The sequence below is a fragment of the Flavobacterium erigeronis genome (genome assembly GCF_054075165.1).
Map to the genome: position 1 here is coordinate 74,732 of NZ_JBSKGP010000009.1, position 22,814 is coordinate 97,545.

Sequence of the window (22,814 nt, forward strand, 5' to 3'; positions counted from 1 at the left end):
ACTTTCCTAATATATAAAGCTTTTTTTTTAGTTAAATTATGATTTTACAATAGGATATTGTTTTTTTATAGTTAAATAAAGCGTTCAGATTTAAAATTCTCAGTTTATTGCTCTAATTATGATAATAATGAAATATATTCTATTTAAGATAAATGTTAAATTTTGCAACGAATGCTATATAAATGTCTTTTTTTATAACTTTTATACAGAAAAAGCCACCCAAAATTGAGTGGCTTATTTGTTAAAAAGTTGTTTTCTTAAAATTTATCCCAAAATAATTTAGTTTCAACAGCATCTCCACCAATTGCTTGACTGGCTTCTGTATAACTACTTTTGTTTAGCGATTGTTCAATAATTGGATAGGTATATCGTTGCGGAACATCAGAAACTGCATCTTGTGGTGCTACTAAAACAGGATAGTCTAATCTTCTATATGTAGACCATCCTTCAAACGGATTGTTATAGTATGCTATCCAAGCTTGATGCCCAATCTTTTCTCTCCAATTTCCTGTCGCTGTTGCATATGCGACTTCTGAAGTTGCAAGATAGGTAGTTGCATCTGCTTGTGTGCCGCCCCAGTCCAATATAGAAGCAGTGATGGCAGCATTATAATGTGTCTCCGCGTCTGCAGGTGTTCCATATAATGATCTTTCTGCGGCTTCTGCTAGTAAGAATTCTGCTCCCGCATAATCTAGTATTGTTCCTGGGTAATCTGGAACTTGAATTGTTGGGGTGATATGAGTATAATTTGAAAATGTATTACTTGCTCCATATGTTCCTCCAACGTATTCTACTTCTGGAGTAGAAGGGTCGTCTAAGTTATTGTCAAAATATTTAGCTCTTCTAGGATCGTTCAATTCATTCATTTTGTCAACCAATGTATTGGCAGGTACAAAATCTGAACGTCCACTTGCAACAAGATCAACATAAAGCGGATTTGTATTTGGTGTTGCGGTTAAATATTTTAAATCTGCATTATCAAGATTAGAAGTAAAAACATTCGGCGCGGCACTAGCTACAGTTGCTTGCGCTAAAGCAGCTTCTGAAGGAATGTCAGAAATAGTAATTCCTAATCGTAATTTTAAAGTATTTGCAAATTTTATCCATTTTGACACATCACCATTGTAAATACGATCGTTGTCTCCAAAACTTGCTCCAGCAGGATTAAGATTTGCGATTGCTTTATTTAATCTCGAAATTAAATCTTTATAAATAGTTAAACCGTCATCGTATTTTGGAGTTTTATATTGCAGATTTAATGCTTGAGAATATGGAACGTTTCCAAAAGTCTCCACTAATATTGCATAGGTGTAAACATTTAAAACTTCAATGATAGCAAGTTTATTAGGTTTGTTTAAAGGATTTTCTGTAACAGGTACCGGAGTATTATTGATGTTTATGGCACTTTGATCTAAATCCTTCAACACGTCTTTATATAAATATTGCCAGTGTTGTTCAGGAATAGTTCTTGTAACTAAATCGTAATTGCTTTCGTCTGTATACACTGTTTCTGTCCAATATTGATTTAATAATCTAAATACATTGTCATTAACATTTGTGCTCATCATTTGATCTACTAAACTTTTTTGAGCACTTGTAAATAAAGCTTCGCCAGGAACGACTGACGGATCTTTTACGTTTGTGTTTAAATTTTCTATGTCATCAGAGCATGAGATCAACAGAGCTGTGGTGAATAGAAGTAAGAATATTTTTTTCATGATTTCTTGTTTTAGAATTGGATTTTGACGTTGAAACTTACATCTCTTGTAGATGGTAATGATCCTGTTGAGTATCCTTGTAAATTACCTGCTCCTAGTCCTGATTCTGGATCTGCATCTGGTAAGTTTTTATGTATTATCCATAGATTTGTTCCAACAAGGCTAAATGTAACTCCATTCATAAAAGTGTTTTTTAAAACTTTTTCGCTAAGAGAGTATGAAATTGAAGTTTGTCTTAGTTTGATATAACTCGCATCATAAACAAATGCTTCGTCTGGTAAACCTCTTCTATATCCTTGTGCTCCAAAACGGCTGGCTTCAATTCTCGTTGTATTTGTACTTCCGTCAGGATTTACTCCCGGATTTATAAAACCACCACTGTCACTTCCAGAAGTTAAAGGATCTCTTATAGGATTTCCTAGTTCGTTTATAAAAGCGGTGTCATCAGGCAAACCTGTTGCTAGTCCATAATAACGGTCTAGTGAAAAGATTTGTCCGCCTTTTTGCATATCAATCAAAAATTCAAAAGAGAAGTTTTTGTATGTAAATTTATTGTTTAGACCTCCCGTCCACTCAGGGTTTGCATTTCCAATAACATTATCAGAAGTCGAAGTTTTAATGTATTGACCATTATCAGGATCAACAACTCTTTGACCATTCAGATAGGTATGTTGAGTTCCATAGATAACTCCATATGGTTGGCCAACCTGAGCATTAATAGTAACTCCTCCCTGGAAAGAACCTAATTGAAGATTGTCAATTCCATCCAAAAGTTCTACTACTTTATTTCTGTTTCTTGCCCAGTTTAAATTAATATCCCATGAAAAATTTTCCGTTTTAACAGGAGTTCCGTTCAATGAAACCTCGACTCCTTGATTTTGGATTTCTCCAGCATTAATTAATTCATATAAATAACCAGTTGAAGAAGTTAATCTTAAAGGTATGATTTGATCAATTGAATTAGATTTGTAATAAGAAACGTCAAGTCCTAATCTCTTTTTGAAAAATGATAACTCTACACCCGCTTCATAACTCTTAGTACGCTCTGGTTTTAAGTTTGGATTGTTTTTAGTGTCTTTTACAGATGCAGATGAAGCTCCAAAAGCTGTATTTACTGCATACGTATCCAAGATTCTGTCAAAACCTGGGCTATTTCCAACTTCTGCATAATTAAGTCTTACTTTTCCAAAAGAAAGCCAATCAGCTTTTACAAATTTGGAAAACACAAAACTGGTTGAAACAGAAGGGTAGTAGTAAGAACTGTTGGCTTCAGGTAGCGTAGAAGAATGATCTCTTCTTATTGTTCCCTCAAGGAATAAGTAGTCGTCATATCCGAAAGAGGCACTTGCATAAAGACCGTCAACGCCGATTGATTCGTCTCTTTCTATTGGAGCTAGCATTGGAGCAGCGGTATTTTGTAAGGAATATAAACCTGCAATTGCAAGTCCTCCATTTGTTGCGGCCCATATAGAGTTGTAGTAACTTCTTCTTATGTTTACACCGGCAACTCCTTTTAAGTTAAGTTTTGTTGTTAAATCTACATTATAGTTTAACATGAAGTCATAATTGTATTCGCTGAATCCGATATTTTTTCTAGAATATCCTGATGGAGCTGGACTTCTATTTGTACTTCCGTCACCACCGCCAGTTCCGATTCCGAAATTTGAAGGTACACTTCCTACAGCTCTTCTTTCTTCTTGTAGTTCATCATAAGTATCAACAGACATTCTTCCATAAGCATCTAGCCAGTCTGTAATTTTGTAATTTAAAGAGACATTACCAATAAATCTGTTTCTGCTGTCAGATTCGTAATTTTCGTAACGCTGGAAATATGGATTGTCCCAGAAAATCGGAGTAGGATTTGTGGTTGAATTTGGATTCCAAGATACATTTCTTCCTGTTAGTTCGTAAGCTTGTCTAAGTCCTTTTATGTCAACGTTAGTTTGCCACCATTGTCTAAAATTACCAGCAATATTATCATTATAACCTGTGTTATTTCTACCAATAGTACTTGTTCTGGTAAAGTTTCCGTAACCTGCAACAGTCAGTCTGTCGTTGATTAATGTTGAAGCGTTTAGCGTTATTGTATTTCTTTTTAATGTACTATTTGGTAAAAGACCTTGCTGGTCAAGATTGTTTATTCCCAATCTTAAATATCCATTTTCAAGACCTTTATCTATAGAGATAGCATTTGTTAGCGCTACTGGTTTCTCAAAAAAGGTAATAGGGCCGTTTTTTGCTGCCGTCCAAGGTGTGGCTTTCATGTAGTTTGGAGATTCTGGGTAAAATGCATCCCATTGATAGACCATCAAACTAGGATCAAATCTTGCTCCATAAGAGGCGTCCTCTGTTAGTGGAGTAACATAATCAAGAACACCGTCGCCATTAATGTCTTGACGATCTAGATAAGAATCTTCGTCTGGTCCATAATAAGGACCATAACCACCGCCATATTGGTTTTGATATTTTATAAATGTGCTTTTGTCAACTGAACCGGTAGTAATACCTGAGTTAACGGTAATAGAAAAGCCTTTCGCTTTTTTGTTTCCTTTTTTGGTTGTAATTACTACAACACCATTTGCGGCTCTTGAGCCATACAAGGCACTTGCTGCGGATCCTTTAAGTACGTTTATAGACTCGATGTCTTCTGGATTTATATCAGAAGCTGCACTTCCATAATCGTAACCAGATCCAGATTGCTCCTGATCTCTTGAGTTCGAATTATTGTTGCTTACCGGAACTCCATCAATAACAAACAAGGCTTGGTTGTTTCCTGTTAACGATGAATTTCCTCTAATTACAATATTTGTTGACCCTCCAAAATTTGTAGTTCTTTTGACTTGTACACCAGAAACTTTTCCTGAGATTGCATTTACGAAGTTGTCACTTTTAACAGTTGCTAAATTTTCTCCTTTTACTTCTTGCGTTGCGTATCCTAGAGATTTTTTTTCTCTCGAAAGCCCAAGAGCTGTTACTACAACACCTTCCAGTTGCATTGTGTCTCCTGAAAGTTTAGTATTGATTTGAGTTGAACTTGCAGTTATCTCTTGAGATCTCATTCCGATGTAGCTGAACACTAATACCTGATTTGGTGAAGCCTTAAGGGAATATTTTCCATCAAAATCTGTTTGAGCACTGTTTTTAGTTCCCTTGACTAATACACTTACGCCAGGTAGTGGCATTCCTGCATCGTCGGTCACAGTTCCCGAGACAGTTCGTTCTTGCGCAAAGGTTAGTTGCGCGATTAGTACTATAAAAAGCACTAAAAATCCGTTAAACTTTGGTTTCATAATTAATAATTATTTTGAATTAGTATTACTAATCTCATAATTATTTGTTAATATTCCAACTTTTTATTTAAGGTTTTTTTAACTAAGCTTAAAATTTAACATTATAACAAATGTTTAAAATACTGTTATAAAATTTGATTTCCCCTTTGTTTGCAGAGCCATTCGCAAGTTGAATTTTTAATAATCCGCCCTTAGTTAGTAATCCTAATCCTACGCCAAAAGATAATATATTTCTTACTTTTTTGTTAAAGGTCTGATCTTGATAAATGCCATAATCTAAAATTGAATGAACATAAAAATTAGAAGTGGGTAAGTATCGATATTCTGTAAGAAGTAGATTGGCATAATTTGCCTGTAAACTATTTTCTGAGAAGCCTCTAATTGAGTTCATTCCCCCAAATCGAAATAATTCGTTGGTGATGTAATTCTTGCTTTGTAAATAGTAGTTTTGCGAATTTAAATAAACATAATTCTTTTTGTTTAACTCAAAATTGTAGGCCACATTTAACAATGCTAATAATTGTTTGCTAGATCCCGCTGTTTCTGCATCATTAGGAGTTTCTCTTTTGCCATATCCTATTGTAGTATTAATTATAGCTTTTGTTGAAAAAAGATTTTCATTTTCCAGTATTTTATAATCATAGCTAGCGGTGAGATAAGAGTTGTTGAAGTCGCTTAAGCTGCTGTTGTTAGTGTTTTGGATATCACTTGACTCTGTTGATTGATAGCCTAAGTAAAGTTTTGAATTGTAGTTTAAATAATACCCAAGGTTGATGTCTGTTTTGGTGTTTTGAAAAGTGCTGTCTTGCTTGAAGATATTTAATTGTGCTTTTATTCCAAGAGAAGATTGAAATAAATATGGAATTTCTATTTTGGTATTAAAAGTTTTTTGGTCATTTCCATCACTTTTCCAGTATAATGAAAACTTTTCGCCAGCTCGTAACGTATTTACGAGGGTAATGTCTAAGTAGCCATTTAGCTTTAATTTTTTGTTTTCATCATTAGAAAATCCAATGTATCCATCAAAAGTATTGGCTTTTCTTTTTTCCAAGTAAGTATATATTTTTGTTGAATCTTGAGTAAATAAAATTTCGGGATATTTGGGTTGTGTGATAAATTCAAAACTTCCAATATCATTATATAGTTTTTGAGTTATTTCCTGATTAAAGGTTTTGTTTATATATTTCTTATTTAGTTGTTTAAGAGCTCCTTTTGGGAAATAGTCTTTAGTGTCTGGATTTGTGTAATTTATAATAATCGAACTTATCGTTCTTTTCTTTTCAGTGTTTAAATTTAAGTCGGCATAAATTATAGAATTTTTACGTCTGATATTTTCGAGTTTTATTTTTGTAAAAGCAAATCCTTTTTTTTCATTGTTTAATACTTTTTGATTTAAGAAATTTTCGAGTTCTGAATAAGGAATTACAATGCTGTCATTTGCAGATATCTTAGAATCAAAACTATCGATATTTCTTCCTATATATATATGTATATATTTTATTTGCTTTTTTAAATCGAATAATGCATTGTAAGTCGAGTCATTTGTTTTTTTTATTTCTAAAGTTTGCAAATCCAAGTAGCCTAAATTGGATATTTTTTTTTCAGTGTTTTTTATTTCTTTAAGTAATGATGTTACGTCTTTATGCTTTGGGCTGTAATTTACAGAATCGATAATTTGAGTCTGAGTTTTGTTTGTTCCCTGTATTTTTAAATAAAAAGTTTGTGCAAAACCAGAATAACTTGCGAAACAGAGTAATATGTAAAAAAGATGTTTCAAAGTAGAATATTTCATTCGTTAAATGTAAAGCAAATATCTGTTGTTTGATTGAAAAATGAAAAGGCTAAATAATGATATTGAAAATTAATGATTTAACGTTTGTATACTGAAAAATATTTTATACATTTGCAACCCCGTAAAAAGCGGGAATTTAATAAACATAATAATTTTTAGTATTAATTATGCCAACAATTCAACAATTAGTAAGAACAGGAAGAACTCAGATCACTAAGAAGAGTAAATCGGTTGCTTTAGATTCTTGTCCTCAAAGAAGAGGGGTTTGTACGCGTGTTTACACTACTACACCAAAAAAACCAAACTCTGCAATGCGTAAAGTTGCGCGTGTACGTTTGACAAATGGTAATGAGGTGAATGCTTACATCCCAGGAGAAGGACACAATCTACAAGAGCACTCGATAGTATTAGTGCGAGGTGGAAGGGTAAAAGATTTACCAGGTGTTAGATATCACATCGTTCGTGGAGCGCTTGATACGTCAGGTGTTGCAGGAAGAACGCAAAGAAGATCTAAGTACGGTGCTAAACGCCCAAAAGAAGCAAAAAAGTAATTTAAAAACTTTTAAGAAAAAGACATGAGAAAAAGAGCGGCAAAGAAAAGACCACTTTTACCAGATCCAAGATTTAATGATCAATTGGTAACACGTTTTGTAAACAACTTAATGTGGGACGGTAAGAAGTCTACAGCTTTTAAAGTTTTTTATGATGCTATTGATATCATTGAAACTAAAAAACAAAATGATGAAAAAACTTCATTAGAAATCTGGAAAGATGCTTTAACAAACGTTATGCCTCACGTAGAAGTACGTAGCCGTAGAGTTGGTGGAGCTACATTCCAAATTCCAATGCAGATTCGTCCAGATAGAAAAATTTCTATGGCGATGAAATGGTTGATTCTTTATTCAAGAAGAAGAAACGAAAAATCTATGGCACAACGTTTAGCTTCTGAGTGTTTAGCTGCTGCTAAAGAAGAAGGTGCTGCGGTTAAGAAAAGAATGGATACTCACAAAATGGCAGAAGCTAATAAAGCATTCTCTCACTTTAGATTTTAATTCGTAAAGAAATGGCTAGAGATTTAAAATATACAAGAAATATCGGGATTGCTGCTCACATTGATGCTGGTAAGACAACAACAACTGAGCGTATTCTTTTTTATACTGGAAAATCGCACAAAATTGGTGAGGTTCACGATGGGGCTGCAACAATGGACTGGATGGCACAAGAGCAAGAAAGAGGTATTACAATTACTTCTGCTGCTACAACTTGTACTTGGAACTTTCCAACGGAGCAAGGTAAAGTTCTTCCAGAATCATTACCATACCACTTTAATATTATTGATACTCCTGGGCACGTTGACTTTACTGTAGAGGTAAACCGTTCTTTACGTGTACTTGATGGTTTGGTTTTCTTGTTTAGTGCTGTTGATGGTGTTGAGCCTCAATCAGAAACTAACTGGAGACTTGCAGATCAATACAGAGTTCCTCGTATGGGATTCGTAAACAAAATGGACCGTCAGGGTTCAAACTTTTTAGGAGTTTGTGGTCAGGTAAAAGATATGTTGAAATCGAATGCGGTTGCAATTACTTTGCCTATTGGTGATGAGGCTGATTTCAAAGGAATTGTTGACTTAGTGAAAAATCAAGCTATTGTATGGCATGATGAAACTCAAGGAGCTACTTTTGATATTGTTGATATCCCAGCTGATATGGTTGATGATGTTAAGCATTACCGTTCTATTCTTATCGAAGAAATTGCTACTTATGATGAAAATCTTTTAGATAAGTACATGGAAGATGAGAACTCTATTACTGAGGAGGAAATCAATAACGCTTTAAGAGCTGCAACAATCGACATGGCAATCATTCCTATGCTTGCTGGATCTTCTTTCAAAAACAAAGGAGTTCAATTTATGTTAGATGCAGTTTGTAAATATTTACCATCTCCTTTAGATAAAGAAGGTATCGAGGGTATTCACCCTGATGATGCTGATTTGTTAGAAGAAGATCAAACTAAAATCTTGCGTAAGCCAGATGTAAAAGAACCATTTGCTGCTTTAGCATTTAAAATTGCTACTGACCCATTCGTAGGTCGTTTAGCTTTCTTCCGTGCTTACTCTGGTCGTTTGGATGCTGGTTCTTATGTTTTAAATACTCGTTCTGGTAATAAAGAGAGAATTTCTCGTATTTACCAAATGCACGCTAACAAACAAAATCCAATCGAATTTATTGAGGCTGGAGATATTGGAGCAGCAGTAGGATTTAAAGACATCAAAACAGGAGATACTTTATGTGATGAAAAGAATCCAATTATCTTGGAGTCTATGAAATTCCCAGATCCTGTAATTGGTATTGCTATTGAGCCTAAAACTAAAGCTGACGTTGATAAAATGGGTATGGCTTTGGCTAAATTAGCTGAAGAGGATCCAACATTTACAGTTAGAACTGACGAGGCTTCTGGTCAAACTATTATCTCTGGTATGGGTGAGCTTCACTTAGATATCTTAGTTGATCGTATGAAACGTGAGTTTAAAGTAGAGGTTAATCAAGGTGAGCCACAAGTAGAGTACAAAGAGGCATTTACAAGATCTGCTCAACATAGAGAAACTTACAAAAAACAATCTGGAGGTCGTGGTAAATTCGGTGATATCGTATTTAGAATCGAGCCTGCTGATGAAGTTGATGGAAAAGTTCCTGTTGGATTACAGTTCGTAAATGAAGTAAAAGGAGGTAACGTTCCTAAAGAATATATTCCTGCTGTTGAAAAAGGTTTCCGTGAAGCTATGAAAACTGGACCTTTAGCTGGATATGCGGTGGATAGTTTAAAAGTTACTTTATTGGATGGATCTTTCCACCCTGTGGATTCTGATGCTCTTTCTTTTGAATTAGCTGCTAGAATGGGGTATAAAGAATCTGGAAAAGCTGCTGGAGCTGTTATCTTGGAGCCAATCATGAAAATCGAAGTTATTACTCCAGAAGAAAATATGGGTGATATCGTAGGTGACTTGAACCGTCGTAGAGGTCAGGTTAATGATATGGGTGATAGAAACGGAGCGAAAACTATTAAGGCAGATGTGCCATTGGCTGAGATGTTTGGATATGTTACTACATTGAGAACATTGTCATCTGGTAGAGCAACGTCTACAATGGAGTTTTCTCACTATGCAGAAACGCCTTCTAATATTTCAGAAGCGGTAATTAAAAAAGCAAAAGGTAACGCTTAATTCTTAAGAAAATGAGTCAAAAAATCAGAATAAAACTAAAATCTTACGATCACATGTTGGTAGATAAATCTGCTGAAAAGATCGTAAAAACAGTAAAAACTACTGGAGCGGTTGTAACAGGTCCTATTCCGTTGCCAACTCACAAAAAACTTTTCACTGTATTACGTTCTCCGCACGTTAACAAAAAAGCGAGAGAGCAATTTGAAGTAATGTCATACAAGAGATTGATTGATATTTATTCATCTTCATCTAAAACTATTGATGCTTTAATGAAACTTGAATTGCCAAGTGGAGTTGAAGTAGAGATTAAAGTATAATTTTTTTATATTTTTTTATATAAAAAGCGAGACATTTTTTTGTCTCGCTTTTTTTGTTTTTAGAAGTTGTTTTGGTTTGTAAATTTTAACGTGTTTTTATTTTTTAATTTTTTGTAAAGTCCTTTGTTTTAAGGTGGTTTGAGTGTTTTTTGTTGTGTTTTTATTGTTTAATTGTTAAGGTGAAAAGTGTTGGTGAATTGAAAATTATGCCTTAAATTTTGGTGTGCAGGAGGTGTGTTTTCTTGCTGTTTTGATCGTTGGATTTTGATTATGAGCGATTTAATTTTTGTAACTGTTTGGTATATTCAATTTTAATATCTACTTTTGCACTCCCTGTTTGGAAATTTCTGTTATTTTCAAATTGAAGGGAATTTTAGTAATTAATAATTAATATTTATGTCTGGGTTAATTGGTAAGAAAATCGGCATGACTAGTATTTTCGATGAAAACGGGAAAAACATTCCTTGTACAGTAATCGAAGCTGGACCATGCGTTGTTACCCAAGTCAGAACCAACGAGGTTGACGGGTATGAAGCGTTGCAACTTGGTTTCGATGACAAAAACGAGAAACATTCTACTAAAGCGGCTTTAGGTCACTTTAAAAAAGCTGGAACTGTTGCTAAGAAAAAAGTCGTTGAATTCCAAGATTTTGCAACTGAACAAAAATTAGGAGATCTTATTGATGTTACTATTTTTGAAGAAGGAGAATTTGTAGATGTACAAGGTGTGTCTAAAGGTAAAGGTTTCCAAGGTGTTGTTAAACGTCACGGTTTTGGTGGTGTTGGACAAGCTACTCATGGTCAGCACAACCGTTTAAGAGCGCCAGGTTCTGTAGGAGCTTCTTCTTATCCATCTAGAGTATTCAAAGGAATGCGTATGGCTGGAAGAATGGGAGGAGAAAATGTAAAAGTTCAAAACCTTAGAGTTTTAAAAGTAGTTGCTGAAAAGAATCTGCTTGTTGTTAAAGGATGTGTTCCTGGGCACAAAAACTCTTATGTAATCATTCAGAAGTAATGGAAGTAAAAGTATTAGATTTCAACGGAAAAGATACTGGAAGAAAAGTTCAACTTTCTGATTCAGTATTCGCAATTGAACCAAACAATCACGCTGTATATCTTGATGTTAAGCAATATCTTGCTAATCAAAGACAAGGTACTCATAAAGCTAAAGAAAGAGCTGAAGTAACAGGAAGTACGCGTAAGATTAAAAAACAAAAAGGAACTGGTACTGCTCGTGCAGGAAGTGTTAAGAGTCCATTGTTTAAAGGTGGTGGAACAGTTTTCGGACCAAGACCAAGAAGTTATTCATTTAAATTGAATAAAGGATTGAAGAGATTGGCTAGAAAATCAGCTTTCTCAATCAAAGCAAAAGAGTCAAATATAGTAGTTTTAGAAGACTTTAATTTTGAAACACCAAACACTAAAAATTTCATTAACGTTTTGAAAGCTTTAGGGTTAGAGAATAAAAAATCTTTATTTGTGTTGGGTGAGTCAAATAAAAACGTATATTTGTCGTCACGTAATTTAAAGGCTTCAAACGTCGTAACTAGCTCAGAATTAAGCACTTACGCAATATTAAACGCTAATAATTTAGTGCTTTTGGAAGGTTCTTTAGAGTTAATTGAAGAAAATTTAAGTAAATAATAGGAATATGAGCATCATTATTAGACCTATAGTAACGGAAAAAGTAACCAAAGAAAGTGAAGTTCTAAACCGCTTCGGATTCGTTGTTAACAAAAAAGCAAACAAAGTTGAAATTAAGAAAGCTGTTGAGGCTGCTTATGGAGTAACTATCGTTTCTGTTAATACAATGAATGTGAGACCAGATAGATCTACTAAATACACTAAAAGTGGTTTAATCAGTGGAAAGACAAATGCATACAAAAAAGCAATTGTTCAAGTACAAGAAGGAGAAACAATTGATTTTTACAACAATATCTAAGATAGAAAAATGTCAGTAAGAAAATTAAAACCTATTACCCCGGGTCAGCGATTTAGAGTTGTGAATGGTTATGACGCTATTACAACTGATAAGCCGGAACGCTCTTTGATAGCGCCGATAAAAAACTCAGGAGGTAGAAATAGTCAAGGAAAGATGACCATGCGTTATACGGGTGGTGGTCACAAGCAGAGATATCGTATTATTGATTTCAAAAGAACTAAAGAAGGAATTCCAGCTACAGTGAAATCAATTGAATACGATCCAAATCGTACTGCATTTATCGCTTTATTAGCTTACGCTGATGGAGAGAAAACTTATATTATCGCTCAAAACGGATTGAAAGTTGGTCAGAAATTAGTTTCTGGTCCAGAGTCTCAACCAGAGATTGGTAATACTTTACCTTTAAGCAGAATTCCTCTTGGAACTGTTATATCTTGTATTGAGTTACGTCCAGGACAAGGAGCTGTTATTGCTCGTTCAGCTGGAACTTTTGCTCAGTTAATGGCAAGAGACGGGAAATACGCAACAATTAAAATGCCATCTGGAGAGACAAGATTAATCTTGTTAACATGTTCGGCTACAATTGGAGCTGTTTCTAACTCTGACCACCAATTAGTTGTATCTGGAAAAGCAGGTAGAACAAGATGGTTAGGAAGAAGACCTAGAACTAGACCAGTAGCGATGAACCCAGTTGATCACCCTATGGGAGGTGGTGAAGGACGTTCTTCTGGAGGGCATCCACGTTCAAGAAACGGATTGCCAGCTAAAGGTTACAGAACTCGTTCTAAGAAAAACCCGAGTAACAAGTATATCGTAGAACGTAGAAAGAAATAATAAGATATGGCACGTTCATTAAAAAAAGGACCTTTCGTTCATTATAAATTAGATAAGAAAGTTCAAGAAAACGTAGAGAGTGGTAAAAACGCAGTAGTTAAGACTTGGTCTAGAGCTTCTATGATTACTCCAGATTTTGTTGGACAAACAATCGCAGTTCATAACGGTCGTCAATTTGTACCAGTTTACGTTACAGAAAACATGGTAGGTCACAAATTAGGAGAGTTTTCGCCAACTAGATCTTTTAGAGGTCATGCTGGAGCAAAAAATAAAGGTAAAAAATAAAAGAAGCAATGGGAGTTCGTAAAAGAGAAACAGCAGATGCGAGAAAAGAGGCTAATAAGTCTATCGCTTTCGCAAAATTGAATAACTGCCCTACTTCACCTAGAAAAATGCGCTTAGTAGCGGACTTGGTAAGAGGTCAGAAGGTAGAAAGAGCACTTAACATTTTAAGATTCAGTTCTAAAGAAGCTTCAAGAAAATTAGAAAAACTATTATTATCTGCAATCAACAACTGGGAGCAAAAAAATAGTGAAGGTAATTTAGAAGAAGCTGGATTATTTGTTAAAGAGATCAGAGTAGATGGTGGAATGATGTTAAAAAGACTTCGTCCAGCTCCACAAGGTCGTGCACACAGAATAAGAAAACGTTCTAATCACGTAACAATCGTGCTTGGAGCTATCAATAACACACAAAGCAATTCTTAAGCAGCATGGGACAAAAGACAAATCCAATTGGAAATAGACTTGGTATCATCAGAGGATGGGACTCAAACTGGTATGGTGGAAATGATTACGGCGATAAATTAGCTGAGGATCACAAAATCAGAAAGTATATCCATGCTCGTTTATCAAAAGCTAGTGTATCTAAAGTAATCATCGAGAGAACTTTAAAGCTTGTAACCGTTACTATCACTACTGCTAGACCTGGTATCATTATCGGAAAAGGTGGACAAGAGGTAGACAAGTTAAAAGAGGAACTTAAGAAAGTTACTGATAAAGAGGTTCAAATTAACATCTTTGAAATTAAAAGACCTGAGTTAGATGCTTATCTTGTGGCTACAAGCATCGCTCGTCAAATCGAAAGCCGTATTTCTTACAGACGTGCAATCAAAATGGCTATTGCTGCTTCTATGCGTATGAACGCTGAAGGTATCAAAGTTTTGATTTCTGGTCGTTTGAATGGTGCTGAGATGGCGCGTTCAGAAGGTTTCAAAGAAGGTAGAATTCCTCTATCAACTTTCAGAGCTGATATCGATTATGCTCTTGCTGAAGCTCATACTACTTACGGTAGAATGGGAATTAAAGTATGGATCATGAAAGGTGAAGTTTACGGTAAGAGAGAACTTTCTCCACTTGCTGGAATGGACAAAAAACAATCTGGTACAGGTGGTGGTAAAGGTGGAGATGCTCCTAGAGGCAAATCTAACTTTAACAAAGGCGGTAAACCAGACGCTCGTAAAAGAAAGTAAATTTTTAAACTAAAGAAAAATGTTACAGCCTAAAAGAACAAAATACCGTAAGGTACAAAAAGGTAGAATGAAGGGTAACTCTCAAAGAGGGCATGAACTTTCAAATGGAATGTTTGGTATTAAATCTGTACATGAAGATGGAATGTTCTTAACATCTCGTCAAATCGAAGCTGCACGTATCGCTGCAACTCGTTACATGAAGAGAGAGGGACAATTATGGATTAAAATTTTCCCAGACAAACCTATTACTAAGAAACCTCTTGAAGTACGTATGGGTAAAGGTAAAGGAGCAGTTGAGTATTGGGCTGCTGTTGTTAAACCAGGAAGAATTATGTTTGAAGTTGGAGGAGTTCCATTGTCAGTTGCAAAAGAGGCTTTACGTCTTGCAGCTCAAAAACTTCCAGTAAAAACTAAGTTCGTCGTTGCTAGAGATTTCGAAGCATAATTTATATTTATTATGAAACAATCAGAAATAAAAGATCTTTCTGCAGCGGAGTTGCAAGAAAAGCTTAGTCAAACTAAGAAAGTATATGCTGACCTAAAAATGGCTCACGCTATTTCTCCAATTGCTAACCCACTTCAAATTAGAAGCGTTAGAAGAACAGTTGCAAGATTAGCTACAGAGTTAACTAAAAGAGAGTTACAATAATTGTATTCTGCTGAAAGATGGAAGAAAAAAGAAATTTAAGAAAAGAAAGAATAGGTGTTGTTACTTCAAATAAGATGGATAAATCTATCGTTATTTCTGAAGTAAGAAAAGTAAAACACCCATTATACGGTAAGTTCGTGTTGAAAACTAAGAAATATGTTGCACACGACGAAACAAACGACTGTAACATTGGAGATACTGTAAGAATTAGCGAAACGCGTCCTTTAAGTAAAACAAAATGTTGGAGATTAGTTGAAATCTTAGAAAGAGCTAAATAATTATGGTACAACAAGAATCAAGACTAAAAGTAGCAGATAACACGGGAGCTAAAGAAGTTTTAACTATTCGTGTTTTAGGAGGTACTAAAAGAAGATATGCCTCTGTTGGTGACAAAATTGTAGTTTCTATCAAAGATGCAACTCCAAACGGAAACGTGAAAAAAGGAGCTGTTTCAACTGCAGTTGTTGTACGTACTAAAAAAGAAGTGAGAAGAGCTGATGGTTCTTATATCCGTTTCGATGACAATGCATGTGTTCTTTTGAATGCTGCAGGGGAAATGAGAGGAACTCGTGTTTTTGGTCCGGTAGCAAGAGAACTTCGTGAAAAACAATTCATGAAAATTGTATCATTAGCACCAGAAGTGCTTTAATTCGTTTTAAGATGATAAAGCTAAAAATAAAATCAGGAGATATCGTAAGAGTTATTGCTGGAGACCATAAAGGTGCTGAAGGTAAAGTTTTACGTGTTTACCGTGAAAAAAACAAAGCGATAGTTGAAGGTGTGAACTTGGTTTCAAAACACACTAAACCAAGTGCTAAAAACCCTCAAGGTGGTATCGTTAAGAAAGAAGCTTCTATTCAAATTTCTAACATTTCTCTAATTGATCCTAAAACTAAGGAAACAACTAGAGTAGGTATTAGAGTAGAAGGAGATAAGAAAGTAAGATTTTCAAAAAAATCTAATCAAGTACTATAGTAATGGCATATACACCTAGACTAAAAGAAGAATATAAGAGTAGAGTGATCTCTGCTCTTAAAGAAGAGTTCGGATATACAAACGTAATGCAAGTTCCAAAACTTGAAAAAATCGTTTTGAGCCGTGGAGTTGGTGCAGCTGTATCTGATAAAAAACTTATTGACTATGCAGTTGATGAGTTGACAAAGATCACTGGACAAAAAGCAGTATCTACAATTTCTAAGAAAGACGTTGCGTCTTTCAAATTAAGAAAAGGGATGCCTATTGGAGCAAAAGTAACTTTACGAGGAGAAAGAATGTATGAGTTTTTAGATAGACTTATTACTTCTGCTTTACCGCGTGTTAGAGACTTTGGTGGTATTAAAGCTACTGGTTTCGACGGAAGAGGTAACTACAATCTTGGAGTTTTAGAGCAAATCATTTTCCCAGAAATTGATATTGACAAAGTAAACAAAATTTCAGGAATGGATATTACTTTTGTTACTACTGCAAAAACAGACAAAGAGGCAAAGTCATTATTGGCTGAATTAGGATTACCTTTTAAAAAGAATTAAGACATGGCTAAAGAATCAATGAAAGCCCGCGAGGTGAAAAGAGAGAAAACGGTAGCTAAGTATGCTGAGAAGAGAAAAGCTTTATTAGAAGCTGGAGACTACGAAGGTTTACAAAGATTACCTAAAAATGCTTCACCAGTTCGTTTACACAATCGTTGTAAATTAACAGGTAGACCTAGAGGTTATATCCGTCAATTCGGTATTTCACGTGTAACTTTCCGTGAAATGGCTAACAATGGATTAATTCCTGGTGTGAAAAAAGCCAGCTGGTAATTTAAAAAGTTTATAAATTGATTAAAGGTTCAGGAGGCAGAGTGCTTCCTGAAAACCATAATCGCAATCAAATACATATGTATACAGATCCTATTGCAGATTATTTGACTAGAGTTCGTAACGCTGTGGCTGCAAACCACAAAGTTGTTGAAATTCCAGCTTCTAATCTTAAAAAAGAAATAACTAAGATCTTATTTGATCAAGGTTATATCTTAAGTTACAAATTTGAGCAGAACACAGTTCAAGGTTCTATCAAAATTGCTTTAAAGTATGATAAAGATACTAAAGAGCCTGTAATTAAAGATATCCAAAGAATTAGTAAACCTGGTTTACGTAAATATGCAGGTGCTGCCAAATTACCAAGAATCCTTAACGGATTAGGAATTGCAATTGTTTCTACATCAAAAGGTCTTATGACTGGAAAACAAGCGAAACAATTAAATGTAGGTGGTGAAGTAATTTGTTACGTATACTAATTTTTAAAGACTAAATAAGATGTCAAGAATAGGTAAAAGTCCAATTGTAATCCCTGCTGGTGTAACTGTTGAAGTTAACGAAGGTGTTATTACAGTAAAAGGAAAGAAAGGTCAACTTACTCAGGAGTTTTCGGACGTAACTGTAAAAGTTGAAGGTGATCAAATCGTTGTAGAGAGATCGTCTGATTATAAAGACCAAAGAGCAAAACACGGATTATACAGATCTTTAATCAATAACATGATTGTTGGTGTATCTGAAGGTTTTACAAAAGAACTTGAATTAGTTGGAGTTGGTTATAGAGCTTCAAACCAAGGACAAAAGTTAGATTTAGCTCTTGGATATTCACACAATATTGTTTTGGAAATTGCTCCAGAAGTAAGCTTAGAAACAATATCTGAAAAAGGAAAGAATCCTATCGTAAAATTAACATCATTTGATAAACAACTTTTAGGTCAGGTTGCTGCGAAAATCAGAGGTTTCCGTAAGCCAGAGCCATATAAAGGAAAAGGTGTTAAATTTGTAGGTGAAGTATTAAGAAGAAAAGCAGGTAAATCAGCTTAAAACATAAGATTATGTCATTAACAAAATCTGAAAGAAGACAGAGAATTAAATTCAGAATTAGAAAATCGGTTAGTGGTTCTGCTGCAAGACCTAGACTTTCTGTATTTAGAAGTAATAAAGAAATTTACGCTCAAATCATTGATGATGTAAATGGAGTTACTATATTAGCTGCATCTTCGAGAGAAAAAGAAATAGGAAAAGGTACTAACGTTGAAATCGCTGCTGCTGTTGGAAAACTAGTTGCTGAGAAAGCGTTAAAAGCTGGGATTGATACCATCACTTTTGATAGAGGTGGATATTTATATCACGGTCGTATTAAATCATTAGCAGAAGGCGCAAGAGCCGCTGGACTTAAATTCTAATATATTATGTCTAAATACAAAAATGTAGAATTGGTAAAACCTAGTGGTCTTGAATTAAAAGATCGTCTAGTTAGTGTTAATCGTGTTACTAAAGTTACAAAAGGTGGTAGAGCTTTCGGTTTTTCTGCTATTGTAGTTGTAGGTGATGAAAATGGAGTAGTTGGTCATGGATTAGGAAAATCTAAAGACGTTTCTGAAGCAATTGCGAAAGCAGTAGAAGATGCTAAGAAAAACTTAGTTAGAATTCCTTTGAACGGACAATCTGTTCCTCACGAACAAAAAGGTAAATTTGGTGGTGCGCGTGTATTCTTAATTCCTGCATCTCATGGTACAGGAGTTATTGCTGGTGGAGCTGTTCGTTCAGTTCTTGAGTCAGTAGGTATTCACGATGTATTGTCTAAATCTCAAGGATCATCAAATCCGCATAACGTAGTAAAAGCAACTTTTGATGCTTTATTGCAAATGAGAAGCGCTCATACTGTTGCAAAACAAAGAGGTGTTTCTTTAGAAAAAGTTTTTAAAGGTTAATTAGGAAATTATGGCTAAATTATTAGTAAAACAAGTAAGAAGCAAAATCAACTGCCCTCTTTCTCAAAAGAGAGGTTTAGAAGCTTTAGGTCTACGTAAAATTGGACAAGTTGTGGAGCATGAGTCAAATCCTGCTATCCTTGGGATGATAAACAAAGTTAAACACTTAGTTTCTGTTGAAGAAGCTAAATAACAAATACTGTTATGAATTTAAGTAACTTACAGCCTGCTGAAGGATCTACACACAATCAAAATAAAAGGTTAGGTAGAGGAGAAGGCTCTGGAAAAGGTGGTACCGCTGCAAGAGGACACAAAGGAGCTAAATCTCGTTCTGGTTATTCTAAAAAGATTGGTTTCGAAGGAGGGCAAATGCCACTTCAAAGACGTGTACCTAAGTTTGGTTTCAAAAACATCAATCGTAAAGAATACGAAGGTGTTAATTTAGATACTCTTCAATTATTAGTTGACAATGGTGCAATTACTGATTCTGTTTCTATGACAGATTTCGTAGCAAATCGTCTAGCTTCTAAAAATGAAATCGTTAAGATTTTAGGTAGAGGAGAATTGAAAGCAAAATTAAAAGTAACTGCCCACAAATTTACTGCTACTGCAAAAGCTGCTATCGAAGCTGCTGGAGGAGAAGCTGTAACTATATAACTTATCTATTAAGATGAAGAAATTTATTGAATCAATAAGTAATGTTTGGAAAATCGAAGAACTAAAGAATAGAATCTTAATTACTTTAGGATTACTTTTAGTATATCGTTTTGGAGCACACGTTACGCTTCCTGGAATTGACGCAACGCAATTGACTGGTTTAGCGGGACAAACTAAAAATGGTCTAGGATCTATTCTAGACATGTTCACCGGGGGTGCTTTCTCTAAGGCTTCAGTTTTTGCCTTAGGTATCATGCCTTATATTTCTGCGTCTATTGTTGTTCAGTTAATGGGGATTGCGATTCCATATTTACAAAAACTTCAAAATGATGGGGAAAGTGGTAGAAAAAAGATTAATCAAATCACTCGTTGGTTGACGATCGCTATCACATTGGTTCAAGGTCCGACTTATATCTATAATTTATACAGAACATTGCCTAGTAATGCATTTTTGCTAGGCTTTAATTCACCTGAATTTTTGTTCTCGTCAGTTATCATTTTAGTTACTGGTACAATTTTTGCTATGTGGCTTGGTGAGAAAATTACAGATAAAGGTATTGGAAATGGTATTTCATTGTTAATTATGGTTGGTATTTTAGCACGTTTACCGCAAGCTTTTATTCAAGAGTTTACAACACGTGTTACCAATAACAATGGAGGTCCAATGTTATTAGTTATTGAAATTATTGTGTGGCTGTTAGTTATCATTTCTTGTGTATTGCTTACAATGGCAGTACGTAGAATCCCAGTACAGTATGCTCGTCGTACAACTACTGGAGATTACGAACAAGATTTGGCAGGAGGTAATAGACAATGGATTCCTCTAAAGCTTAATGCTTCTGGAGTTATGCCAATCATTTTTGCTCAGGCAATTATGTTTATCCCTGCAGCGGTGGCTGGATTGTCTAAATCAGATACATCACAATCTATTGTTGGTGCATTTAGTAATATGTTTGGTTTCTGGTATAATTTTGTTTTTGCAACTTTAATTATTGTATTTACATTCTTTTATACTGCAATCACCGTTCCTACTAACAAAATGGCTGATGATTTAAAAAGAAGCGGTGGTTTTATTCCAGGCGTTCGTCCAGGAGCAGAAACTTCTGATTTCCTTGATAAAGTGATGTCTTTAATAACTTTCCCAGGATCTTTATTCCTTGCTTTGATTGCTGTGTTCCCAGCTATTGTTGTAAGTATTATGGATGTACAACAATCTTGGGCAATGTTTTTTGGAGGTACCTCTTTAATAATTATGGTTGGTGTTGCAATAGATACTATTCAACAGATCAATTCATACTTGTTAAATAAACATTATGATGGTTTAATGAAGACTGGTAAAAATAGAAAAGCGGTAGCTTAATATATTTATGGCAAAACAATCAGCAATAGAACAAGACGGATCAATTATAGAAGCATTATCTAATGCAATGTTCCGTGTAGAGTTAGAAAATGGACATATTGTAATTGCTCATATTTCTGGTAAAATGCGAATGCATTACATCAAATTATTACCTGGTGATAAAGTGAAACTAGAAATGAGTCCTTACGATTTGTCAAAAGCAAGAATTACTTATCGATATTAAAGGATATTCACTATGAAAGTTAGAGCATCAGTAAAAAAGAGAAGTGCCGAGTGCATTATCGTGCGTAGAAAAGGGAGACTGTACGTAATAAACAAAAAGAATCCTAGATTTAAACAAAGACAAGGATAATTATGGCAAGAATAGCAGGGGTAGATATCCCAAAAAACAAAAGAGGTGTTATTGCACTTACCTACATCTTCGGATTAGGAAAAAGTAGAGCTATTGAGATTTTAGAAAAAGCTCAAGTAAGCCAAGATAAAAAAGTTCAAGATTGGAATGACGACGAAATCGGAGCAATTCGTGAAGCTGTTTCTTTTTATAAAATCGAAGGAGAATTACGTTCTGAAATTTCTTTAAACATTAAACGTTTAATGGATATCGGTTGTTACAGAGGTATTCGTCACAGATCTGGTCTTCCGTTAAGAGGACAAAGAACTAAAAACAACTCAAGAACAAGAAAAGGTAAAAGAAAAACTGTTGCTAACAAGAAAAAAGCAACTAAATAATAAGTAATATGGCTAAAGCAACTGCAAAAAAACGTAAAGTTATCGTTGAATCAACGGGTGAGGCTCATATTTCTGCCACTTTTAATAACATTATTATTTCTTTAACTAATAAGAAAGGTGAAGTTATCTCTTGGTCTTCAGCTGGTAAAATGGGTTTCAGAGGTTCTAAAAAGAATACTCCTTACGCAGCTCAGATGGCAGCAGAAGATTGTGCTAAAGTAGCACTTGAGGCTGGATTGAAAAAAGTGAAAGTTTATGTAAAAGGACCAGGAAACGGACGTGAGTCTGCTATCCGTTCTATTCATAACGGTGGAATTGAAGTTACTGAAATTATTGATGTTACTCCAATGCCGCACAACGGATGTCGTCCTCCAAAAAGACGTAGAGTTTAATTTTATTTATTTATAGTATAAACAAGGTAGAGCAAGATTATCGAAGGATTAGACCTGAATTCATAATTTCTACCTTAAAATTTTTTTTAAAATGGCAAGATATACTGGTCCTAAAACCAAAATCGCTCGTAAATTTGGCGAGGCAATCTTCGGAGATGATAAATCTTTCGAAAAAAGAAATTACCCACCTGGACAACACGGGATGGCTAAAAAAAGAGGAAAAAAATCTGAGTACGCTGTTCAGTTAATGGAAAAGCAAAAAGCTAAATATTCTTACGGAATTTTAGAAAAACAATTCAGAAATTTATTCGAAAAAGCATCAGCGACTAAAGGAGTAACTGGTGAAGTTTTATTACAATTATGCGAAGCAAGATTAGATAATGTTGTTTTTAGAATGGGAATTGCTCCATCTAGAAGAGGTGCGCGTCAAATCGTTTCTCACAGACATATTACTGTAAATGGAGAGGTTGTTAATATTCCTTCTTACCACCTTAAGCCTGGTGATAAAGTTGCAGTTCGTGAAAAATCTAAATCTTTAGAAGCTATCGAACGTTCTTTATCAAATTCAAGTCATGTTTATGAATGGATTACTTGGAATAATGATCTTAAAGAAGGAACTTTCGTTTCTGTACCTGCAAGACTTCAGATTCCAGAAAACATTAAAGAACAATTAATCGTAGAGTTGTACAACAAATAATAATTGACTTAGTCGAA

The 22,814-nt window shown here is 34.7% G+C and carries 33 protein-coding genes; 30 read left to right on the forward strand and 3 right to left on the reverse strand.

From position 1 onward, the window contains the following. Positions 1-257: 257 nt before the first annotated feature. The 3 genes from ACWA1F_RS17585 to ACWA1F_RS17595 all read right to left on the reverse strand — a co-directional run bounded on the left by ACWA1F_RS17585 (position 258) and on the right by ACWA1F_RS17595 (position 6,800). On the reverse strand, positions 258-1,718 hold the full coding sequence (locus ACWA1F_RS17585; RefSeq protein WP_456895529.1) for a SusD/RagB family nutrient-binding outer membrane lipoprotein: 1,461 nt from the start codon (positions 1,716-1,718) through the stop codon (positions 258-260). An 11-nt stretch (positions 1,719-1,729) separates the two neighbouring features. Continuing rightward, the gene (locus ACWA1F_RS17590; protein WP_456895531.1) at positions 1,730-5,008 is read right to left on the reverse strand and encodes a SusC/RagA family TonB-linked outer membrane protein; all 3,279 of its coding nucleotides are present in this window, start codon (positions 5,006-5,008) and stop codon (positions 1,730-1,732) included. A gap of 88 nt (positions 5,009-5,096) precedes the next feature. Then, the gene (locus ACWA1F_RS17595; protein ID WP_456895533.1) at positions 5,097-6,800 is read right to left on the reverse strand and encodes a BamA/TamA family outer membrane protein; all 1,704 of its coding nucleotides are present in this window, start codon (positions 6,798-6,800) and stop codon (positions 5,097-5,099) included. 167 nt (positions 6,801-6,967) lie between these two features. Between ACWA1F_RS17595 and rpsL the strand changes: the two genes are divergently transcribed. From rpsL to rpsD, 30 genes are all read left to right on the forward strand, one after another. After that, positions 6,968-7,351: a 30S ribosomal protein S12 gene (gene rpsL, locus ACWA1F_RS17600; RefSeq protein WP_007136570.1), complete on the forward strand. Its 384-nt coding sequence runs from the start codon at positions 6,968-6,970 to the stop codon at positions 7,349-7,351. A 24-nt stretch (positions 7,352-7,375) separates the two neighbouring features. After that, on the forward strand, positions 7,376-7,852 hold the full coding sequence (gene rpsG, locus ACWA1F_RS17605; RefSeq protein ID WP_026727879.1) for a 30S ribosomal protein S7: 477 nt from the start codon (positions 7,376-7,378) through the stop codon (positions 7,850-7,852). Between the two features lie 11 nt (positions 7,853-7,863). Beyond that, the gene (fusA, locus tag ACWA1F_RS17610) at positions 7,864-10,020 is read left to right on the forward strand and encodes an elongation factor G (protein WP_456895537.1); all 2,157 of its coding nucleotides are present in this window, start codon (positions 7,864-7,866) and stop codon (positions 10,018-10,020) included. A gap of 11 nt (positions 10,021-10,031) precedes the next feature. Beyond that, positions 10,032-10,337: a 30S ribosomal protein S10 gene (gene rpsJ / locus ACWA1F_RS17615; RefSeq protein ID WP_007803605.1), complete on the forward strand. Its 306-nt coding sequence runs from the start codon at positions 10,032-10,034 to the stop codon at positions 10,335-10,337. 396 nt (positions 10,338-10,733) lie between these two features. Further along, positions 10,734-11,351: a 50S ribosomal protein L3 gene (gene rplC / locus ACWA1F_RS17620; protein WP_008464284.1), complete on the forward strand. Its 618-nt coding sequence runs from the start codon at positions 10,734-10,736 to the stop codon at positions 11,349-11,351. Further along, a complete protein-coding gene (rplD, locus tag ACWA1F_RS17625) occupies positions 11,351-11,980 on the forward strand; it encodes a 50S ribosomal protein L4 (RefSeq protein ID WP_274254397.1) in 630 nt (209 codons plus the stop codon). Before rplC ends, rplD begins: the two co-directional genes overlap by 1 nt. A 7-nt stretch (positions 11,981-11,987) precedes the next feature. After that, positions 11,988-12,278: a 50S ribosomal protein L23 gene (rplW, locus tag ACWA1F_RS17630; RefSeq protein ID WP_008464286.1), complete on the forward strand. Its 291-nt coding sequence runs from the start codon at positions 11,988-11,990 to the stop codon at positions 12,276-12,278. 9 nt (positions 12,279-12,287) lie between these two features. Further along, complete coding sequence (gene rplB, locus ACWA1F_RS17635; protein ID WP_456895541.1) at positions 12,288-13,112, forward strand: 50S ribosomal protein L2; 825 nt, start codon at positions 12,288-12,290, stop codon at positions 13,110-13,112. Positions 13,113-13,118: 6 nt separating this feature from the next. Then, a complete protein-coding gene (gene rpsS, locus ACWA1F_RS17640; protein ID WP_008464288.1) occupies positions 13,119-13,397 on the forward strand; it encodes a 30S ribosomal protein S19 in 279 nt (92 codons plus the stop codon). 8 nt (positions 13,398-13,405) lie between these two features. Beyond that, a complete protein-coding gene (rplV, locus tag ACWA1F_RS17645) occupies positions 13,406-13,819 on the forward strand; it encodes a 50S ribosomal protein L22 (protein ID WP_007803631.1) in 414 nt (137 codons plus the stop codon). Positions 13,820-13,824: 5 nt separating this feature from the next. Continuing rightward, positions 13,825-14,583, forward strand: coding sequence for a 30S ribosomal protein S3 (gene rpsC / locus ACWA1F_RS17650; RefSeq protein ID WP_008464292.1), 759 nt, complete (start codon positions 13,825-13,827; stop codon positions 14,581-14,583). 19 nt (positions 14,584-14,602) lie between these two features. Further along, on the forward strand, positions 14,603-15,028 hold the full coding sequence (rplP, locus tag ACWA1F_RS17655) for a 50S ribosomal protein L16 (RefSeq protein ID WP_008464295.1): 426 nt from the start codon (positions 14,603-14,605) through the stop codon (positions 15,026-15,028). 12 nt (positions 15,029-15,040) lie between these two features. Continuing rightward, positions 15,041-15,232 carry a 50S ribosomal protein L29 gene (gene rpmC, locus ACWA1F_RS17660; RefSeq protein ID WP_008464297.1) on the forward strand — a complete coding sequence of 64 codons (192 nt, stop codon included), beginning with the start codon at positions 15,041-15,043 and terminating at the stop codon, positions 15,230-15,232. Between the two features lie 17 nt (positions 15,233-15,249). Then, positions 15,250-15,510, forward strand: a complete 261-nt coding sequence (gene rpsQ, locus ACWA1F_RS17665) for a 30S ribosomal protein S17 (RefSeq protein WP_012022485.1) — start codon at positions 15,250-15,252, stop codon at positions 15,508-15,510. A 2-nt stretch (positions 15,511-15,512) separates the two neighbouring features. Beyond that, entirely contained in the window at positions 15,513-15,881 is a 369-nt protein-coding gene (rplN, locus tag ACWA1F_RS17670) for a 50S ribosomal protein L14 (protein WP_007803649.1), read from the forward strand. Positions 15,882-15,892: 11 nt separating this feature from the next. Continuing rightward, positions 15,893-16,207: a 50S ribosomal protein L24 gene (gene rplX / locus ACWA1F_RS17675; RefSeq protein ID WP_053470828.1), complete on the forward strand. Its 315-nt coding sequence runs from the start codon at positions 15,893-15,895 to the stop codon at positions 16,205-16,207. Between the two features lie 2 nt (positions 16,208-16,209). Beyond that, the gene (gene rplE / locus ACWA1F_RS17680) at positions 16,210-16,761 is read left to right on the forward strand and encodes a 50S ribosomal protein L5 (protein ID WP_012022484.1); all 552 of its coding nucleotides are present in this window, start codon (positions 16,210-16,212) and stop codon (positions 16,759-16,761) included. Between the two features lie 3 nt (positions 16,762-16,764). Then, complete coding sequence (gene rpsN, locus ACWA1F_RS17685; RefSeq protein WP_008464305.1) at positions 16,765-17,034, forward strand: 30S ribosomal protein S14; 270 nt, start codon at positions 16,765-16,767, stop codon at positions 17,032-17,034. Positions 17,035-17,111: 77 nt separating this feature from the next. Next, entirely contained in the window at positions 17,112-17,510 is a 399-nt protein-coding gene (rpsH, locus tag ACWA1F_RS17690) for a 30S ribosomal protein S8 (protein ID WP_008464306.1), read from the forward strand. Positions 17,511-17,529: 19 nt separating this feature from the next. Next, the gene (gene rplF, locus ACWA1F_RS17695) at positions 17,530-18,072 is read left to right on the forward strand and encodes a 50S ribosomal protein L6 (protein WP_456895548.1); all 543 of its coding nucleotides are present in this window, start codon (positions 17,530-17,532) and stop codon (positions 18,070-18,072) included. An 11-nt stretch (positions 18,073-18,083) separates the two neighbouring features. Next, positions 18,084-18,434 (forward strand): 50S ribosomal protein L18, encoded by a 351-nt coding sequence (gene rplR, locus ACWA1F_RS17700; protein WP_109190655.1) that lies wholly within the window; start codon positions 18,084-18,086, stop codon positions 18,432-18,434. Between the two features lie 3 nt (positions 18,435-18,437). Then, positions 18,438-18,962, forward strand: a complete 525-nt coding sequence (rpsE, locus tag ACWA1F_RS17705; protein ID WP_085949269.1) for a 30S ribosomal protein S5 — start codon at positions 18,438-18,440, stop codon at positions 18,960-18,962. 10 nt (positions 18,963-18,972) lie between these two features. Then, on the forward strand, positions 18,973-19,155 hold the full coding sequence (gene rpmD / locus ACWA1F_RS17710; RefSeq protein WP_008464315.1) for a 50S ribosomal protein L30: 183 nt from the start codon (positions 18,973-18,975) through the stop codon (positions 19,153-19,155). A gap of 11 nt (positions 19,156-19,166) precedes the next feature. Continuing rightward, positions 19,167-19,619 (forward strand): 50S ribosomal protein L15, encoded by a 453-nt coding sequence (gene rplO, locus ACWA1F_RS17715; RefSeq protein WP_306158220.1) that lies wholly within the window; start codon positions 19,167-19,169, stop codon positions 19,617-19,619. 13 nt (positions 19,620-19,632) lie between these two features. Further along, positions 19,633-20,979 carry a preprotein translocase subunit SecY gene (secY, locus tag ACWA1F_RS17720; RefSeq protein WP_007803669.1) on the forward strand — a complete coding sequence of 449 codons (1,347 nt, stop codon included), beginning with the start codon at positions 19,633-19,635 and terminating at the stop codon, positions 20,977-20,979. A 7-nt stretch (positions 20,980-20,986) separates the two neighbouring features. Continuing rightward, a complete protein-coding gene (gene infA, locus ACWA1F_RS17725) occupies positions 20,987-21,202 on the forward strand; it encodes a translation initiation factor IF-1 (protein WP_007136545.1) in 216 nt (71 codons plus the stop codon). 12 nt (positions 21,203-21,214) lie between these two features. Next, entirely contained in the window at positions 21,215-21,331 is a 117-nt protein-coding gene (ykgO, locus tag ACWA1F_RS17730) for a type B 50S ribosomal protein L36 (RefSeq protein WP_002987490.1), read from the forward strand. A gap of 2 nt (positions 21,332-21,333) precedes the next feature. Further along, positions 21,334-21,708: a 30S ribosomal protein S13 gene (rpsM, locus tag ACWA1F_RS17735; protein WP_008464322.1), complete on the forward strand. Its 375-nt coding sequence runs from the start codon at positions 21,334-21,336 to the stop codon at positions 21,706-21,708. Between the two features lie 8 nt (positions 21,709-21,716). Further along, on the forward strand, positions 21,717-22,100 hold the full coding sequence (gene rpsK / locus ACWA1F_RS17740; protein ID WP_026727866.1) for a 30S ribosomal protein S11: 384 nt from the start codon (positions 21,717-21,719) through the stop codon (positions 22,098-22,100). Between the two features lie 91 nt (positions 22,101-22,191). Next, a complete protein-coding gene (gene rpsD, locus ACWA1F_RS17745) occupies positions 22,192-22,797 on the forward strand; it encodes a 30S ribosomal protein S4 (RefSeq protein WP_008464326.1) in 606 nt (201 codons plus the stop codon). Positions 22,798-22,814 lie beyond the last annotated feature (17 nt).

Coding starts and splice junctions, on each gene's coding strand:
- ACWA1F_RS17585 (WP_456895529.1), bottom strand. CDS start 1,718: ATGAAAAAAATATTCTTACTTCTATTCACCACAGCTCTGTTGATCTCA.
- ACWA1F_RS17590 (WP_456895531.1), bottom strand. CDS start 5,008: ATGAAACCAAAGTTTAACGGATTTTTAGTGCTTTTTATAGTACTAATC.
- rplP (WP_008464295.1), top strand. CDS start 14,603: ATGTTACAGCCTAAAAGAACAAAATACCGTAAGGTACAAAAAGGTAGA.
- rpsG (WP_026727879.1), top strand. CDS start 7,376: ATGAGAAAAAGAGCGGCAAAGAAAAGACCACTTTTACCAGATCCAAGA.
- ACWA1F_RS17595 (WP_456895533.1), bottom strand. CDS start 6,800: ATGAAATATTCTACTTTGAAACATCTTTTTTACATATTACTCTGTTTC.
- rplD (WP_274254397.1), top strand. CDS start 11,351: ATGGAAGTAAAAGTATTAGATTTCAACGGAAAAGATACTGGAAGAAAA.
- rplB (WP_456895541.1), top strand. CDS start 12,288: ATGTCAGTAAGAAAATTAAAACCTATTACCCCGGGTCAGCGATTTAGA.
- rpmD (WP_008464315.1), top strand. CDS start 18,973: ATGGCTAAATTATTAGTAAAACAAGTAAGAAGCAAAATCAACTGCCCT.
- rpsK (WP_026727866.1), top strand. CDS start 21,717: ATGGCTAAAGCAACTGCAAAAAAACGTAAAGTTATCGTTGAATCAACG.
- fusA (WP_456895537.1), top strand. CDS start 7,864: ATGGCTAGAGATTTAAAATATACAAGAAATATCGGGATTGCTGCTCAC.
- ykgO (WP_002987490.1), top strand. CDS start 21,215: ATGAAAGTTAGAGCATCAGTAAAAAAGAGAAGTGCCGAGTGCATTATC.
- rplV (WP_007803631.1), top strand. CDS start 13,406: ATGGGAGTTCGTAAAAGAGAAACAGCAGATGCGAGAAAAGAGGCTAAT.
- rpsH (WP_008464306.1), top strand. CDS start 17,112: ATGTATACAGATCCTATTGCAGATTATTTGACTAGAGTTCGTAACGCT.
- rplX (WP_053470828.1), top strand. CDS start 15,893: ATGATAAAGCTAAAAATAAAATCAGGAGATATCGTAAGAGTTATTGCT.
- rpsD (WP_008464326.1), top strand. CDS start 22,192: ATGGCAAGATATACTGGTCCTAAAACCAAAATCGCTCGTAAATTTGGC.
- rpsS (WP_008464288.1), top strand. CDS start 13,119: ATGGCACGTTCATTAAAAAAAGGACCTTTCGTTCATTATAAATTAGAT.
- rpsM (WP_008464322.1), top strand. CDS start 21,334: ATGGCAAGAATAGCAGGGGTAGATATCCCAAAAAACAAAAGAGGTGTT.
- infA (WP_007136545.1), top strand. CDS start 20,987: ATGGCAAAACAATCAGCAATAGAACAAGACGGATCAATTATAGAAGCA.
- rpmC (WP_008464297.1), top strand. CDS start 15,041: ATGAAACAATCAGAAATAAAAGATCTTTCTGCAGCGGAGTTGCAAGAA.
- rpsJ (WP_007803605.1), top strand. CDS start 10,032: ATGAGTCAAAAAATCAGAATAAAACTAAAATCTTACGATCACATGTTG.
- secY (WP_007803669.1), top strand. CDS start 19,633: ATGAAGAAATTTATTGAATCAATAAGTAATGTTTGGAAAATCGAAGAA.
- rpsC (WP_008464292.1), top strand. CDS start 13,825: ATGGGACAAAAGACAAATCCAATTGGAAATAGACTTGGTATCATCAGA.
- rplR (WP_109190655.1), top strand. CDS start 18,084: ATGTCATTAACAAAATCTGAAAGAAGACAGAGAATTAAATTCAGAATT.
- rplN (WP_007803649.1), top strand. CDS start 15,513: ATGGTACAACAAGAATCAAGACTAAAAGTAGCAGATAACACGGGAGCT.
- rplO (WP_306158220.1), top strand. CDS start 19,167: ATGAATTTAAGTAACTTACAGCCTGCTGAAGGATCTACACACAATCAA.
- rplW (WP_008464286.1), top strand. CDS start 11,988: ATGAGCATCATTATTAGACCTATAGTAACGGAAAAAGTAACCAAAGAA.
- rpsQ (WP_012022485.1), top strand. CDS start 15,250: ATGGAAGAAAAAAGAAATTTAAGAAAAGAAAGAATAGGTGTTGTTACT.
- rplC (WP_008464284.1), top strand. CDS start 10,734: ATGTCTGGGTTAATTGGTAAGAAAATCGGCATGACTAGTATTTTCGAT.
- rpsN (WP_008464305.1), top strand. CDS start 16,765: ATGGCTAAAGAATCAATGAAAGCCCGCGAGGTGAAAAGAGAGAAAACG.
- rplF (WP_456895548.1), top strand. CDS start 17,530: ATGTCAAGAATAGGTAAAAGTCCAATTGTAATCCCTGCTGGTGTAACT.
- rpsL (WP_007136570.1), top strand. CDS start 6,968: ATGCCAACAATTCAACAATTAGTAAGAACAGGAAGAACTCAGATCACT.
- rplE (WP_012022484.1), top strand. CDS start 16,210: ATGGCATATACACCTAGACTAAAAGAAGAATATAAGAGTAGAGTGATC.